Raw genomic sequence first — 14,483 nt, forward strand, 5'->3', positions numbered from 1 at the left:
TTGTCCGGCCGGATATCGGTTGACGGTCCTGATCCGTCGAACGGGCGGTGTGAGCGTCCGCGGCCGGTCAGAATCGTGCGCATGGTGGAGTTGACGGTCGAGCGGCGGGCGGAGTTGGTGGCGCTGCTCGGGGATGAGGTGGGGTTGCGGGCTCGGTTTCCGAAGGTGGCCGACTATCTGGGTGTCGCGTTGCCGGGTACGGGGGACGAGGGGGCGGACGCGGCGTTCGATCTGCGGTTCGTGCACTTCATGACCGGTGGGGTGAGTGCGAATCCGTACTGGGACATCGTCGCGAGTTCCGTGTCGGAGCGGGAGGGGCGGCGGGTGGTGGACGGTGGGCGCGCGGCGGGGAGTGCGCGGCTCGGGTACGCGCAGACGATTCTGCAAGCGAGCTATGCCTACGCCGTGCCGTCGCCCGAGACTGTCGCGTGGGCGGCCGAGTTCTGCGCCGGTCGTAGTGTGCTCGAACTCGGTGCGGGGCGGGGGTATTGGGCGGCGCAGCTGCATCGGGCCGGAGTCGCGGTTCGTGCGTATGACTCCGAACCGCCCGGCCGGGTCGCCAACGTGTCGTTTCCGGATGCCGCGGGTCAGCGCGACGTGTGGCACGAGGTGCACGGTGTGGACGCGTTCGAAGAACGGCTCCGCGAGGGCAGTGCGGACGCCGTGCTGTTCCTGTGCTGGCCGCCCGGGTGGGGCGGCACCATGGCTTCGGACGCGCTCACCCGCTTCGAGGCCGCGGGCGGTCGGAGGGTGCTGTACATCGGTGAGGCGCGGGGCGGGAAGACCGGTGATGACGCCTTCTTCGACGCCTTGGACGCGCGGTGGCGGCTGGAAACCGAAGACAGCCGGTTCGTTTCGTGGTGGAACCTGTCCGACCGGGCGCAGGGGTGGGCGCGGACGTAGACGCTGCCGGGCGATCCGCTGGATGCCGGGCCGGCGCGGGGCTGTGCAGCGGTTGTGTCACCGCTCGCGGCGGGACTCCGCGATGAGGGTCGCGATGTCGCCGCGCACCGCCGTACCGTGGCCGGGCACCAGGACTTTCGCGTCCTCGATCGCGAGGGCGGCGAGGCTGGTCTCCGCACCGGATTCGTTGTGGTTGAACACCTTCGGCAGCAGCTGCGGTCCGGTCCCGGTGACCAGCGGGTGGCCGGTGACCAGGGCGTCGCCGGAGAAGAGCGCCCCTTCCGACGGCATGAAGTAGGCGGTGTGGCCGTCGGTGTGGCCCGGCGTCGGGATGGCGACGAAGCCGCCGGGTAGTGATTCCAGCGCCGAGGGGGTGGCGGGCTCGGCCGAAGGCACGCTCATACCGATATTGCCGACGACCGCGCGCACGGTCCGCGTCACCCAGCGCACACCGCGCACCGTGGTCAGCTGCTGCACCATCTGCAGCGGCGTGATCTGTTGCAGGTATTCACGTTTGGCGTGGCGCACCTCTTCATCACCGGTGTAGACCGGCGCGCCCGCCTGTTCGACCAGCGTGGGAATCCCGCCGATGTGATCGAGATGCGCGTGGGTCAACAGCACCCCCGCCACATCCCCGACCGAATGCCCGATCTGTCGCACCGACTCCACCACCGCACCCGCATCACACGGATACCCGGCGTCCACCACCGTGACCCCCGCCCCATCACTGACCAGCGCCCAATTCACATTGGTCCCCGCCACCACATACACCGAATCAGAAACCTGCTCGATCTTCATCCCCCCATCCTCCCGCACCAACCCCGACCCACTCCACGGCCCCACGGAGCCCGACAACCTGGCCGTGCCCGTGTCCGGCCAGGTTGTCGAAAAGTGTTAGGGAGAGGACCGTCCCGCCCGGTGTGGGTGGGACGTCCGGTGTCTATTTGGTGGGTGGGTTGAAGGGGGCGTTGATGGTGGTGAAGTACTGCACCGCCGCGGCGATCGCGACGGGGGCGGTGATGAAGATCTGACCCGCGACCGCACCCAACGGTCCCGCGATCACCGCACCCGCGGCACACCCGGCCAGGGCGGCGGGGATGAACGGACCCAACAACCCGACGATCGTGCCACCGACCACGGTGCCGCCCAGGACCCCGCCGAGCACACACCCGACGGCCGCGCCACCGATACCACCGACCAGGGTCGCGATACTGGCACCCAAACTGATGGTCGAGGTCATACGCGACCACGCGGCCTGTTCACGCTCGTACTCCGATTTCCAGGGGGCCTTGTCCTCGAACGGCAACGCGACCGGCTTGTAGACCGCGGTGTCCAGCGACACCTGCGGAGTCATGGTCACCGTCCGGCCCGCGATCTCGGCGGCGATGGGGAACTCGAACTCATCGATCCGCAACGACAACGGCATCCCCGCCACCACCGACCCATCGGTGGCCTTGATCTTCACCACCTGATCCTCGACCACCAACGACCCCGCATCAATCGAGATGATCGACGACGTCTCGGTAGCCGACGCCGAAAAATTGATCACCCCCACATCGGGCGAGGCGGCGCTCGTGCCTGTGGTGGCGGCCAGGGCGGCCGTGGTGAGGATGGTGGCGAGGGCGAGCTTCGTGCTCTTCATTGTGCTTGGAATTCCTTGTGTCAGTAGAGGTTCGAACCGGGGGAGCGCACGGCGGGACGACGGCCGTGTCCGGGGCAGGCCGTTGTCACACGCGCAGGGGACTACCGGTTCGCCGTGCGGAACTTACCGATCGCGCCGAGGAGCACGTCGAGGGCGAGGAAGGCGAGCAGGCTCAGCCCGACCAGCGGGACGAACCACCCGACCACCAGCGCCGCCCCGAGCAGCGGCACCACGATCCACGGCGTGGTGGCGCGCAGCGCGCCGCGTCGCGGGGCACGGCCCGGCCGCAGCCCGGTCGCGCGCGCAGGACGGCGCTGCCACCACATGCGGTAGCCGAGCACGATCATCACGATCAGCCCGACCATGGCCGCGAACAGCAGCAATTGGTTCGCCAGCCCGAACATCAGGCCCATGTGGAACTGGATGCCCCAGTTGGTGAGCTTGGCCATCAGCGGCCACTCCGCGTACGGCAGCCGGTCGGTGAGGGAGCCGCTGCGTCCGTCCACCGCGACCGCGTCGATGGTCAGAATGCCCGGCATACGACGCTCTTTCACCGTGAACGCGGCGTCCGGCGTTGCGGGAACGGCGATTTCGACGGCCTCGTCGATCCCGGCCGCGCGCGACGCCTCGAGCACCCGATCCAGTTGCGCGACACGGTCGTTCTGATCGGCGGGCGCCGGTGCGGGCGAGTGATCGCCACCGTGATGGTGGTCGCCACCGCTCGACGGGGCGGGTGCGGCCGCGCCGGGCAGGGTGGCGTCCACGGCGGGCGTGGTCCAGCTCATCTGCTTTCGCAGGTCGCCGATGTTCGCGCCCGCGTAGGTGGACCAGGTCATGCCGGTCACCGACAGCAGCAGCGCCAGCGGCAGCACCCACGCGCCGATCGCGCCGTGCCAGTTCACATTCCGCAGACGGCCGCCCTTGGTGCGATCCGGGACGAACAGCCGCCCCACGGAGTTCTTCGCCCGCCGGGATCGCACCCGCCGCCACCACAGCACCAGACCGGCCAGGGCGATGATCCACAACCAGGACGCGGCGAGTTCGGCGTAGAGCCGGCCGGGCTCGCCCAGGTGCAGGTCGCGGTGCAGGCGGTCGATCCAGGTGCGCATCGGCAGCGCACCGGAACTGCCGTACACGACGGACTCGCCCACCGGCTGCGCGGTGTAGGGGTCGACGAACACCGCGCGCCGCTCGGAAGCGCCGAGCGTGGGATCGGTGAACATCACCCGCGTGGTGTCCTCGGCGCCGGGCGCGGGGGAGACCGCGGCCAGCGCCAGATCGGGCCGCGTGGCGACGGCGGCCGCGACCTGTTCGGACAGCGGCCGGGTGGCCTCGCCGGGCGTGACCGTCAGCAGGTCGCGCGAGACGAAGGATTCCAGCGTGGGGGACAGGGCGTACAGCGCGCCCGTGACGGCCGCGATGAGAATGAACGGCGCCACGAAGACGCCCGCGTAGAAATGCAGCCGCATGGCGAGCGCCTGCACGCCGTTGCGGCCCGGCCCGCGACGGGCGGGTTCGGGTGGTGACGCCGACGTGCCGGCGTCCGGGGTGATCGTTTCTGTTGTGCTCACGGTCTTTTCGTTTCGGAGGTTCGGAGAACACCCGGTGCTGGCGCGCGATACGGCGACGTCGGTGTGCGTTCGGCGTGGCGGGTGGGAATGCCCTTCGGCGACCTCGCCCATGACACCGCGATCGATGTCTCGGCGGGGCACACCGATGGTCGAGCCGACCGTCGTGGAAGCCGTGTGGGCCCGGCGCATCACCGTTCAGCGGTCGGCCGGGTCCGCGTGGGCGCGAAGCGCATTCGGACACGCTCGCACGGTCGGTGGATCGCCGACCAACGACGCGACACCCGCGTAAACGAGGACACCGCAACCCATCTCGGCACACATCAACGACACGCGAACACATTCGCGCACCGGGTGAAAGGAATCAGACGACGACCGCGACCGGCGGACCCCGGGTGCGCAGCGTCTCCGCCGCGAGAATCCGCAGCACGACCCGGTCGCGGTGCGCGGTCCGCAACGGCGCCGGGTCGGGGATCGTCGGCGCGCGATGGCGCACCGGAAGCACGCGCGCGAGCACCGCGGTGGCGATCCGATAGGCCGCTTCGGCACCGCGAATGACGACCGCCGCGGCGAGGGCGGCGAGCACGTGGGCCGTGAGCATCTGCGGCGTGAGTTGAGCGTCGCCGTGATGCAGGTGCCCGGAACCGATGCCCATCGCCACGTGCCCGAGCAGTTGCCCGCCGACGAGCGCGGCCACGAGTCCGGCCGCGGTGTCGCGCAGCGGCGCGAGCCCGGCCACCAGCGCGCCGACGACGGCGGACGCCGCGGTCAGCAGCGCGAGGGTGGTGCTGTCGGGGGCGGCGCCGCCGGAGGCCCAGCCGTGCGCGGCGATGGCGGCGGTTCCCGAGATCGCTCCGGCCGACCCGCCGCGCAACCGCGCGACGGCGCTGCGACGTCCCGCAGCGGACCGGCCGAACTCGATACTCACCCGCTGATGATAGCCCGAGGCGATCACCACCCCCGACCGGCCCGAGCGCCCGCTACCGGGTGCGATCGGCCTTGAACTCGTTCACCGGGCCCTTGTCCATCCGCACCTCGACCCGCCCGTCGGGGTGCAGCACGGCCGCGGGACGGTGTTCGGAGAACCGCCTGCTGTAGTACTCGAGCCGTTCGATGAGCACGCCCTCCGGCCGGTTGTAGATGATGCCGGGCACGCAGGTGAAGATCCAGCTGGACTTCTTGGCCTGGTCGGCGGGGATGACCACCTGGTCGCCGCCGTTCTCGATGGACAGCGTCACCTTGTACTTGTGGAACGATCCGGTGCCGTTATTGATGGCCGAGTACGCCACCGGGATGACGGCCGCGATCTCGGGCGCGAACCCGATCTCGATGATCTCCTCGGCGCGCCCGCCGCCGCGCGTCACGTCGCCGCGCCCGCGGTCACCCAGGTGGCGCACCAGGTCCCGGAAACGGGGATTGGCGGGGGTGCCCTTGGCGTCGAAGGTGGCGACGTGCACCACATCACCGCTGGTCAGCACTACCAGCGCGTACGCCTCGTAGTCGGTGCCGCTCTCCCAGGCCACTCGAAGGCGGATCACCGGCGTCTTCTCCAGCAGCACCGGCGGCGCGTTCTTCATCAGCGTGACAGCGCCTTTGGCGAAGTTCACGCCGGACTTCAACGGGCCGAGTGGTGGCGGTGGCGTCGGCGGCGGAGCCGGATCCTGTTGCGGCGCCGTCTGTTGCGCCGAGCCCGGGTACGGCGGGAAGAACGCCGGTGGCGGCGGGCTCGACGGAATCTCGATCGGGTCCATCGCACCGGGCCGAACCTGGTGCGGCAGCGGCGATCCGGGAGCGGGCGACCCATGGTGAGCGGCGTGAGGCGGCACCTGGTGGGTGGCGTTCGGCGGCGCCGGGTACGCGGTGTTGGGCGGAAGGTGCTGGGGCGCCGGCGATCCCGGATTCGGCGCACCGTACTGCGACGGCGGAACCGGGTGCGGCGGCACGGGTGCGGCGGGCGGATAGGGCGCGCCGAACTGCTGGGGAGGGGCTCCGCCCTGCGGGTGGGACTGCGCGGCGTAAGGCGTGGCAGGTGGCGGGGGAACCGGAACCTGGTGCGCGGCAGCGGGTTCCTCGTCCACGGCGATGCCGAAATCGGTCGCGAGCCCGGCCAGCCCGGCCGCGTACCCCTGACCGACGTTGCGCAGCTTCCACGTGTTCGACCGCCGGTACACCTCGGCGAGGATCACGGTGGTCTCCGAGGTGAGCCCGGTGATCGGCAGATCGTGCGCGAGCCCACCGTCTTCGGTGATGCGCACCGCCAGCGGGATGCCGCCGAACACGCCGTTGTCGACCGAGGCCGACACCACCAGCCGGTCGGTGCTGCCCGCGACGCGCGGCAGGTCGATGCTCACCGCGCCTTCGGCCAGTCGCACGGCGCCGTCGGGGGAGGTGGGCTGGTTGTAGAAGACGAAGTCCTCGTCGCCGCCCACCTTGCCGTCCTCGCGCAGGCACAGCACGGTGAGATCGATGCCCGCGGGTGTCGCCGCGACGTGCAGCCTGCCCCCGCCGAGAGTGACGTTTCCACCTTTGCCGATCACGCTGGACATCGGTCCCCTGTCACTCGAACTGCCTCTCGGGCGACAGCCTAGTACGCCGGGTGCCCGCCGTGCGGCTCACGTGGTGCGGGCCGCACGGCGTCGCGGCAGGTCAGGCCTCGATCTCCATCTCCACCAGCGGCTTGCGCAGCAGTTTGCCGGTGGCGTTGCGGGGCAACTCGTCCAGGAAGACCACCTCGCGCGGCACCTTGTAGCGCGCCAGGTTCGCCTTGACGTAGTCCTTGATCTCCTGCGCGTCGCGCGCGGATTCCGGGCCGGGCACCACGAACGCGCGCAGGCGCTTGCCGAACTCGCGGTCGTCCACGCCGACCACCGCGGCCTCGAACACGTCCTCGCGCCCGGCGATCAGGTTCTCCACCTCGAGCGGGAAGACGTTCTCGCCGCCGGAGACGATCATGTCGTCGTCGCGGCCGTCGATGTAGAGCAGGCCGTCGGCGTCGAAATGTCCCACGTCGCCGCTGGACATCATGCCGTCGACGATCTCCTTGTTGCGGCCGTCGGTGTACCCGCCGAAGGCGAAACCGTTGTCCACGAAGATGGTTCCGGTGACGTTCGGCTCGGTGATCGGCTTGCGGTTCTCGTCGAGCAGGACGATGCGGATGCCCACCGGCGGGCGGCCGGCCGTGGTGGGGGACTTGCGCATGTCGGCCGGAGTCGCGACGGTCATCACCGCGCACTCGGTGGACCCGTACAGGTTGTAGAGGCTGTCGTTGAACCGGTCCAGGGTGCGGGTCACCACGTCGGGCGGGATCGCCGAGCCCGCCGCGAAGATCACCTTGATGGTGCTCACGTCATAGGAATCGAGCACCCGCTCGTCCAGATCCAGGATGCGCTGCAACATCGTCGGCACCACGACCAGCGAATCCGCTTTGTAGCGTTGGATATTCGCCAGTGTCTGCTCCGGGTTGAAGCGGCGCTGCTGGAAGATCACCCGGTTGCCCAGCGCGAGCCCGAGCGTGAACTGGGACAGGCCGGTGCCGTGGAAGATCGGCGCGGCCATCACCATGGTGCCGCCGTTGGGCAGCGGGACCCGGTCGAGGAACTGCGCGGAGGCGAAGGGGCTCACCCGGTCGCGCGGCGCGCCCTTCGGGGTGCCGGTGGTGCCGCTGGTCAGGATGACCATGCCGCCCGGCTTGGCCGGGGCGGGCAGCGGATCGGTGGCGCGACCGGCCGAGAGCGACTCCACCGTCGGGATCGACGGGTCGGCGCCGTCCTTGTCGTCCACCCACGTGAGCACGCGGGGGATCTCGGCGGGGATGGCGTTCATCAGGTCGAGGAACTCGCTGTCGTGCAGGACGACCTTGACCTTCTCGCGTGCGGCCACATCGGCGAACTGGGGTTTGGCGAAACCGGTGTTCATCAGCACCACCCGCACGCCGAGCTTGCCCGCGGCCAGCATGCTCAGCACCATGCCGCGGTGGTCGCGCGCCAGCAGGGCGACCACGTCGCCCGGCGCGACGCGCTGGGCGCGCAGGCCGCGCGCGAACGCGTTGGACTGCTCGTCGAGCTGCCCGTAGGTCAGCTCACCGCGTTCGTCGACGATGGCGGCGGCGTGCGGCCTGGTCTGCGCGGCGTGCATGACGACGCCGGCGAACGGACCGAACTTGAGGACGTTGACGGCCGACCGGGCCGCGTGATCGGGCCGCAGCGGGTTGAACAGGCCCCGCTTGGTCATGACGCGCACGCTCTGGGCCAGCTCGCCGGCCTTGCGCACGGGGCCACCCAGCCCGGGAAGGGACAAAGACATCAGGGAACAACCTTCCGCGATCCACGCACCGAGACGGGGGTGGTGTGGACCGCAACTTCGAGATCCAGTGCTGCTGCTGACAATAGCAAGCAACTGTCACTCGATGTGTCCTGTCTCTCACCGCCCCGATTCGGGGCGGTGAGGTCCGGGATGTCAGGCGGTATCGAATCGTGCCTGACCAGGGGCCCTACGTGGTGACGCTGCGCTGCCTCCTGGAGGGCCTGACCCGGTCAGGCGGTGACGTCGTACTCCACGAGCACCCGGCGCAGCAGCTTGCCGGTCGGGTTGCGTGGCAGGTCGTCGAGGAAGATCACCTCACGCGGCACCTTGTAGCGGGCGAGGTTGTTCTTGACGTAGCTCTTGATCTCCTCGCCGTCCGGGTTGTGGCCCGGCTCGGGGACTATGAACGCGCGCAGGCGCTTGCCGAATTCCACGTCGTCCACGCCGATGACGGCGGCGTCGAACACGTCGTCGCGCTCGAGCAGCAGGTTCTCCACCTCTTGCGGGAAGACGTTCTCGCCGCCGGAGACGATCATGTCGTCATCGCGGCCGTCCACCATGAGCAGGCCTTCGTCGTTGAAGTGGCCCACATCGCCGCTCGACATGTAGCCGTCGATGATCTGCTTGTTCCTGCCGTCGGTGTAGCCCTCGAACGGCGCGCCGCTGCGCACGAAGATGCGGCCGGTGACGTTCTTGCCCTCCACCAGCTGGTCGTTGTCGTCGTAGAGACGTACGTCGCAGGTGATGGGCGGGCGGCCGACGGTGCCCGGCGCGATGGCCAATTCTTCCGGCGTGCCGATGGAGGCGATGGCGACCTCGGTGGAGCCGTACAGGTTGTACAGCACCGGGCCGAACGCCTCGGTGGCCTTGATGCACAGTTCCGGCGCCAGCGCCGAACCCGCCAGCAGGATCACCCGCAGCGAGGACAGGTCGTACTTGGCGCGCACCTCGGGCGGCAGCTCGGTCATGCGGTGCAGCATGGTGGGCACCGCGACCAGCATCTCGGCCTTGTGGTCGCTGATCATCTTCAGCGTGGCCTCGGCGTCGAAGCGGCGGCGCATGACGATCTTGTTGGTCAGCACGGTGCCGACCAGCCAGGTGCCCAGGCCGGTGCTGTGGAAGATCGGGGACACGATCACCATGGCGCCGCGGCGCGGGAACGGCACCCGGTCCACGAACTGGGCGGTGGCCATCGGCGTGACCTTGGTGCGCGGCGCGCCCTTGGGCAGGCCGGTGGTGCCGCTGGTGAGGATGATGAAGCCGCCGGGCTTGCTGGGCGCGGGCAGCGGTTCGGTGCTGTTGGCCGCGATCAGGTCGTCGAAGGTCTGCGCGCCCTCGGGGAGTGCGGTGCCTTCGTCCACCCAGGTCAGGAAGCGCGGCAGATCGGCGGGCAGCGCGTCGAGCAGGTCCAGGAACTCGCTGTCATGCAGGACGGCGGTGACATTCTCGCGAGCGCAGACCTCGGCGAACTGCGGCTTGGCGAAACCGGTGTTCATCAGCGCGATGCGCACGCCCAGCTTGCCCGCGGCGATCTTGGACATGATGAGGCCGCGGTGGTCACGGGCGAGGACGGCGATGACCTGTCCCTCGGTGATGCCGGCCGCCTGCAGGCCGCGCGCGACGGCGGTGGACTGCTCGTCGAGTTCGCGGTAGGTGAGTTCGCCGCGCTCGTCGGCCAGGGCGGCCTGATCGGGCGCGATACGGGCCGAGTGCCGGACCAGGGCCGCGTGCGGGCCGTAGATCCGGGTCTCCTTCATGGTCTTCAGCGTCTCCAGCGGGGCCTTGGGATCGCTGACTCCGCGGGACCGCAACACCCCCAACGCCTTCAGGGTTTCCAGCACACGCGTCACCTACAACACCTCCACTGAACTGTCGCGCAGCCGGACGACCCGCGATCTCTATCTTGTGTGGATGCTTACCGTAGCAGTGAACGTGTGCGTCATCACAGGTAAAGACGACAAACCGGACAGTCGACTGTGGGCGTCGCGGCCGCGCCGGACGCGGTAATGGTCGCCGGACCTGCGTCGATGACGGCGTGATGCGAAGAGCTAGGGTTGGCACGCAGTGCCAACCCTAGCTCTCCCGGTGATACGGAGCCGTGCGCGGAGGTGCTCCGCAGCACGGTCTCGGTCAGTTGTAGACGGCGCCCAGCGAGGGGAACGAGATGGTGCCCAGCTGGTACTGGAAGCCGTCCGGGTGATCGTCGCTGACCGGGACCGACCAGCGGTGCCACAGCGAGCCGTAGACCGCCGCCACCACCGGGCCCGCGCCGGTGTCGAGGACCCGGGTGCGGATGGTGGTGTCGACCGGGATGTCCTGGTGCTCGATGAGCAGGTCGGTGCCGCTGCGGCCGTTGGCCAGGTTCAGCCACACGACCTCGAGCTTGGCGCCGGTCTGGTTCGGCGAGATGGTGCCGGGGCCGCCGAAGAAGCCGAAGCGGAACCCGTCGATGCCCAGCGCGATGCCCGACCCGTACACGCCGGGGCCCTGGCCGCGGCCGATATCGGAGTTGGCCGGAACCTGGAAAGGCTGTGCGGGCAGGGCGATTTCGCCCGCCTCGGCCAGCCGCTCGGGCTCGGCCAGCAAACGATCGACGGCCGCCTCCGCGTCGGGGTTGCCCTCGGCGGCCACGCGCAGCTGCTGCACAGCCGACACCCAGTCCAGCGCGGCGGGCTCGGCCGTCGCGCTGCCGCTGAACACCCCCGCGAACAGTGCCGACGCGGCCGCGACCGCGGTGAGATGACGTATGAAGCTCAGACCACGCATAACCAATGCTCCTCAGAGAATCCTTGGTACTGCCCTTGCTGAATTCGTCCGCTGAATCGACGCGGACATGCCACCCGGGACCATAGCCGATCGCCGGGACAACCTGTGGCAATCCCGGGGGGAGCCGCGAATTCGAGATTCGGGCGATTTCCGCCCCCGCGCCCCCGATTGTCAACTACAGTCTGTAGTAGAACGTTCGGCCACGACCCCGGAAAGGGTGGACGGCGATGACGGTGGAGTCCGAGACGATCACGCCCGCGGCCCGCGTCTGCGGTATTCCGGAGGGCAACCGGCATCGGCCGCGCGGCTGGCCGGGGCACCTCGCGGCCGTGGCGACCTCCGGCTCGGCGATACCCGCCGCGCGGATCATGCTGGAACATTCGGCGCGCGAACGGTTCCGGCGGTTGCGCGGCGCCGTGGCCGAGCGCGGGGACCGATCGCGCGGCACCATGCGGGCGCTCGTCGCGAGTCCCGGCGGGCGGTTGCGCTGGCGTGACGTCGCCCGGCCGCGGCTGCCGGGACCCGGTGCGGCCCTTGTGCATCCGATCGCCGCGGCGACCTGCGATCTGGACCGGCCGATGGCGCTGGGGCGCACGCCGTTCCCGCTGCCGATGCACTTCGGGCACGAGTGCGTCGCGGAGGTGGTGGAGATCGGCGAGGAGGTCACCACCGTTCGTCCCGGTGACCGGGTCGTCGTCCCGTTCCAGATCAATTGCGGAACGTGCGGGCCGTGTACGTCCGGACTCACCGCGAATTGCGTTGGTGTGCCGCCTATTTCCATGTTCGGGTTCGGGCTCACGGGCGGGCACTGGGGCGGTACCTTCTCGGATCTGCTCGCCGTGCCCTTCGCCGACGCGATGCTGGTGCCGCTACCCGACGGGATCGATCCGGCGGCCGCGGCGTCGGTGGCCGACAACGTCACCGACGGGTACCGGGCGATCGCGCCGCGCCTACCGGAGTTGCTCGCGCGCGACGCCGACGCCCAGGTGGTGGTCTTCGCCGATGTGGCGCGCAGGCCGCCGTTCAGCGCCAGCGTGGCGCTGTACGCGGGGCTCGTCGCCCGTGCGCTGGGTGCCCGCACCGTGCACCTGGTGGACCGGCGCCCGCACGTCCGCCGGCACGCCGAGGCGCTGGGTCTGCACGCGCACCAGCTCGAGGGCCGCAGGAGTATCGGGCGGGCCGCCCTGGTGGTGGATACGAGCGGGGTCTCGGCGGGCCTGAACATGGCGGTCCGGCAGACGGCGCCCGACGGTGTGTGCCTGTCGCTGGCGTCGCTGCACCGGATCAGCCGGATCCCCACCGCGCTCATGTACGGGCGCAATATCACCCTCGAGCTGGCCCGGTCGCACGCCCGCGCCCACATCCCCGCCGTCCTCGATCTCATGCGCGACGGGCGCCTGGCCCCGCAGGACGTGACCACCCACCTCGGCGCGTTCGACCGCGCCGACCGCCACATCACCGATCATGTGCGCGGCGAGGCGACCAAGACGATCCTCGTCGAGTGAATCGCCGGCGCTACTCGCCCTGTTCGGTGCTCGCACCCCGCGGTGACAACCGCACCACGCCCGAGTCGAGATCCAGTTCCAGCCGCGGGCGCTCCTCCTGGCCGTTGCTGTCCCCGCTCTCCTCGTTGTTCAGCTTCTTCCCGGGGAAGAGCTCACCCATGATGCCCATATCCCCACGATAACCACGTCGCCCACGAGGCGCCCGGCGTCGTCGCCGGCCACGCACGGAACACGGTGCGGGGCAAAGAAACCGGTCGCCGCCATGACGTATGGTCGTCGCACCTCCTGTCGAGGGGCGGTGGACTCGGTCCACACACCGCGCCCAGAGAGGAGGTGGTGGGGGATGGCGAAACATCGCCGGAAGAAGAGCAAAGCCCCGGTCGACTACGGCATCATCTTGACCTGTGCTGCCGTGGTCGCCGGGGCGCTCATAGTGGTCCGCCGAGTCGTGCGGGCTAGCTAGTCCCACCGGTGGAGCGTCGTTCGCGCGGCGCTTCACCTCCCGGCATCACTTGCGTGACGGATCCGAGTTTATCAGCTCACTTCAGCTCGGCGCTGGTCTTGCCGAGGACGCGCCGGGCCACGATGAGCTGCTGGATCTGCTGGGTGCCTTCGAAGATGTCGAGGATCTTCGAGTCGCGGCCCCACTTCTCCAGCAGGGTGCGCTGCGAGTAGCCGATGGTGCCGGCCAGTTCGACGGCCTTGAGGGTGACGTCGGTGCCGGTGCGGCCCGCCTTCGCCTTCGACATCGACGCCTCGAGCGAGTTGGGCTTCTTGTTGTCGGCCATCCACGCCGCGCGCAGCGACAGCAGGTAGGACGCCTCGTAATCGGCCTCCAGCCGCAGGAATTCGGCGGCGGCGGCGTGCTGGTTGATCGCCGGGGTGTCGTAGGAGATCTCGATGCCCGCGTCGGTGAGGATGGCGCGCAGCTCCTCGAGTGCGGCCCGCGCGACGCCGACGGCCATCGCCGCGACCAGCGGACGGGTGTTGTCGAAGGTCTGCATGACCCCCGCGAAACCCTTCTCCACGTTGACTTCCGGGCTGCCGAGGATGTTGTCCTTCGGGATGCGGCAGTCCTGCAGCAGCAGCACGGCGGTGTCGGACGCCTTGATGCCGAGCTTGTGCTCGAGGCGCGCCACCGACAGGCCGGGAGCGTCGCGCGGCACGACGAAGGACTTGATCGCCGCGCGGCCCAGGCTGCGGTCGACGCTGGCCCACACCACGACGTGGGTGGAGCGCTCGCCCGCGGTGACGAAGATCTTCTCGCCGTTGAGGACCCACTCGTCGCCGTCCAGCACGGCGGTGGTGGTGACGGCCGCGGAGTCGGAGCCGAACGACGGCTCGGTGATGGCCATCGAGGCCCACACCTTGCCGAAGCGCTCGAGCTGCTCGTCGGTGGCGACGGCCGCGATGGCGGCGTTGCCGAGGCCCTGGTAGGGGATCGACAGCATCAGGCCGACGTCGCCCCACGAGGTCTCGAGCGCGTTCAGCAGCGCGGACATGTTGCCGCCGTTGGTGTTGCCGAGCAGCTCGGTGGCGTGCGGGTCCTTCTTCTCGCCGCCGTCCTCGCGGCCGCCCGCGGCGCCGCCGATCTTCTGGGTGCCGGAGTCGGCCAGACCCTCCACCATGGCGGCCATGGTGTCCAGCTCGACCGGGTAGGCGTGCTCGGCGAGGTCGTACTTGCGCGAGATCGGGCGGAAGATCTCCGCGGCGACCTGGTGGGCCTGGTTGGCGCTGGCCCGCAGCTTCTTGGGGAGTTCGAGGTTGATCATGTTCAGGTCTCTCCTGGAGTAAGGA

12 protein-coding genes are annotated in these 14,483 nt (G+C 69.7%); 2 read left to right on the forward strand and 10 right to left on the reverse strand.

Annotation, left to right across the window (positions count from 1 at the left end; genetic code table 11):
* The first annotated feature begins 81 nt into the window (after positions 1-81).
* Positions 82-903: a methyltransferase domain-containing protein gene (locus OHB21_RS17335; protein ID WP_228791722.1), complete on the forward strand. Its 822-nt coding sequence runs from the start codon at positions 82-84 to the stop codon at positions 901-903.
* A gap of 57 nt (positions 904-960) precedes the next feature.
* Here the strand turns inward: OHB21_RS17335 and OHB21_RS17340 are convergent, their stop codons facing one another.
* From OHB21_RS17340 to OHB21_RS17375, 8 genes are all read right to left on the reverse strand, one after another.
* Positions 961-1,701 (reverse strand): MBL fold metallo-hydrolase, encoded by a 741-nt coding sequence (locus OHB21_RS17340; RefSeq protein WP_195126231.1) that lies wholly within the window; start codon positions 1,699-1,701, stop codon positions 961-963.
* Between the two features lie 142 nt (positions 1,702-1,843).
* Positions 1,844-2,545 (reverse strand): hypothetical protein, encoded by a 702-nt coding sequence (locus OHB21_RS17345; RefSeq protein WP_195126232.1) that lies wholly within the window; start codon positions 2,543-2,545, stop codon positions 1,844-1,846.
* Between the two features lie 101 nt (positions 2,546-2,646).
* The gene (locus OHB21_RS17350; RefSeq protein WP_067514864.1) at positions 2,647-4,116 is read right to left on the reverse strand and encodes a PepSY-associated TM helix domain-containing protein; all 1,470 of its coding nucleotides are present in this window, start codon (positions 4,114-4,116) and stop codon (positions 2,647-2,649) included.
* Between the two features lie 361 nt (positions 4,117-4,477).
* Positions 4,478-5,041: a hypothetical protein gene (locus OHB21_RS17355; RefSeq protein WP_233444465.1), complete on the reverse strand. Its 564-nt coding sequence runs from the start codon at positions 5,039-5,041 to the stop codon at positions 4,478-4,480.
* Positions 5,042-5,093: 52 nt separating this feature from the next.
* A complete protein-coding gene (locus OHB21_RS17360) occupies positions 5,094-6,659 on the reverse strand; it encodes a TerD family protein (RefSeq protein ID WP_195126234.1) in 1,566 nt (521 codons plus the stop codon).
* Between the two features lie 100 nt (positions 6,660-6,759).
* Entirely contained in the window at positions 6,760-8,415 is a 1,656-nt protein-coding gene (locus OHB21_RS17365; protein ID WP_195126235.1) for an acyl-CoA synthetase, read from the reverse strand.
* A gap of 230 nt (positions 8,416-8,645) precedes the next feature.
* Positions 8,646-10,265 (reverse strand): acyl-CoA synthetase, encoded by a 1,620-nt coding sequence (locus tag OHB21_RS17370; RefSeq protein WP_067510898.1) that lies wholly within the window; start codon positions 10,263-10,265, stop codon positions 8,646-8,648.
* Between the two features lie 280 nt (positions 10,266-10,545).
* Complete coding sequence (locus OHB21_RS17375) at positions 10,546-11,181, reverse strand: hypothetical protein (RefSeq protein ID WP_067510897.1); 636 nt, start codon at positions 11,179-11,181, stop codon at positions 10,546-10,548.
* 227 nt (positions 11,182-11,408) lie between these two features.
* Between OHB21_RS17375 and OHB21_RS17380 the strand changes: the two genes are divergently transcribed.
* On the forward strand, positions 11,409-12,686 hold the full coding sequence (locus OHB21_RS17380) for a zinc-dependent alcohol dehydrogenase (RefSeq protein WP_084537835.1): 1,278 nt from the start codon (positions 11,409-11,411) through the stop codon (positions 12,684-12,686).
* Positions 12,687-12,696: 10 nt separating this feature from the next.
* Here OHB21_RS17380 and OHB21_RS17385 read toward each other — a convergent pair whose 3' ends face one another.
* Positions 12,697-12,855 carry a hypothetical protein gene (locus OHB21_RS17385; protein ID WP_170160834.1) on the reverse strand — a complete coding sequence of 53 codons (159 nt, stop codon included), beginning with the start codon at positions 12,853-12,855 and terminating at the stop codon, positions 12,697-12,699.
* Between the two features lie 370 nt (positions 12,856-13,225).
* Complete coding sequence (locus OHB21_RS17390; RefSeq protein WP_195126236.1) at positions 13,226-14,458, reverse strand: acyl-CoA dehydrogenase family protein; 1,233 nt, start codon at positions 14,456-14,458, stop codon at positions 13,226-13,228.
* Between the last annotated feature and the right edge of the window lie 25 nt (positions 14,459-14,483).

The organism is Nocardia puris (assembly GCF_036051655.1).
Classification (GTDB): domain Bacteria; phylum Actinomycetota; class Actinomycetes; order Mycobacteriales; family Mycobacteriaceae; genus Nocardia; species Nocardia puris.

Excerpts from the sequence above, each read along its gene's own strand:
- OHB21_RS17335 (WP_228791722.1), top strand. The coding sequence starts at position 82 with ATGGTGGAGTTGACGGTCGAGCGGCGGGCGGAGTTGGTGGCGCTGCTC.
- OHB21_RS17340 (WP_195126231.1), bottom strand. The coding sequence starts at position 1,701 with ATGAAGATCGAGCAGGTTTCTGATTCGGTGTATGTGGTGGCGGGGACC.
- OHB21_RS17345 (WP_195126232.1), bottom strand. The coding sequence starts at position 2,545 with ATGAAGAGCACGAAGCTCGCCCTCGCCACCATCCTCACCACGGCCGCC.
- OHB21_RS17360 (WP_195126234.1), bottom strand. The coding sequence starts at position 6,659 with ATGTCCAGCGTGATCGGCAAAGGTGGAAACGTCACTCTCGGCGGGGGC.
- OHB21_RS17365 (WP_195126235.1), bottom strand. The coding sequence starts at position 8,415 with ATGTCTTTGTCCCTTCCCGGGCTGGGTGGCCCCGTGCGCAAGGCCGGC.
- OHB21_RS17375 (WP_067510897.1), bottom strand. The coding sequence starts at position 11,181 with ATGCGTGGTCTGAGCTTCATACGTCATCTCACCGCGGTCGCGGCCGCG.
- OHB21_RS17380 (WP_084537835.1), top strand. The coding sequence starts at position 11,409 with ATGACGGTGGAGTCCGAGACGATCACGCCCGCGGCCCGCGTCTGCGGT.
- OHB21_RS17385 (WP_170160834.1), bottom strand. The coding sequence starts at position 12,855 with ATGGGCATCATGGGTGAGCTCTTCCCCGGGAAGAAGCTGAACAACGAG.
- OHB21_RS17390 (WP_195126236.1), bottom strand. The coding sequence starts at position 14,458 with ATGATCAACCTCGAACTCCCCAAGAAGCTGCGGGCCAGCGCCAACCAG.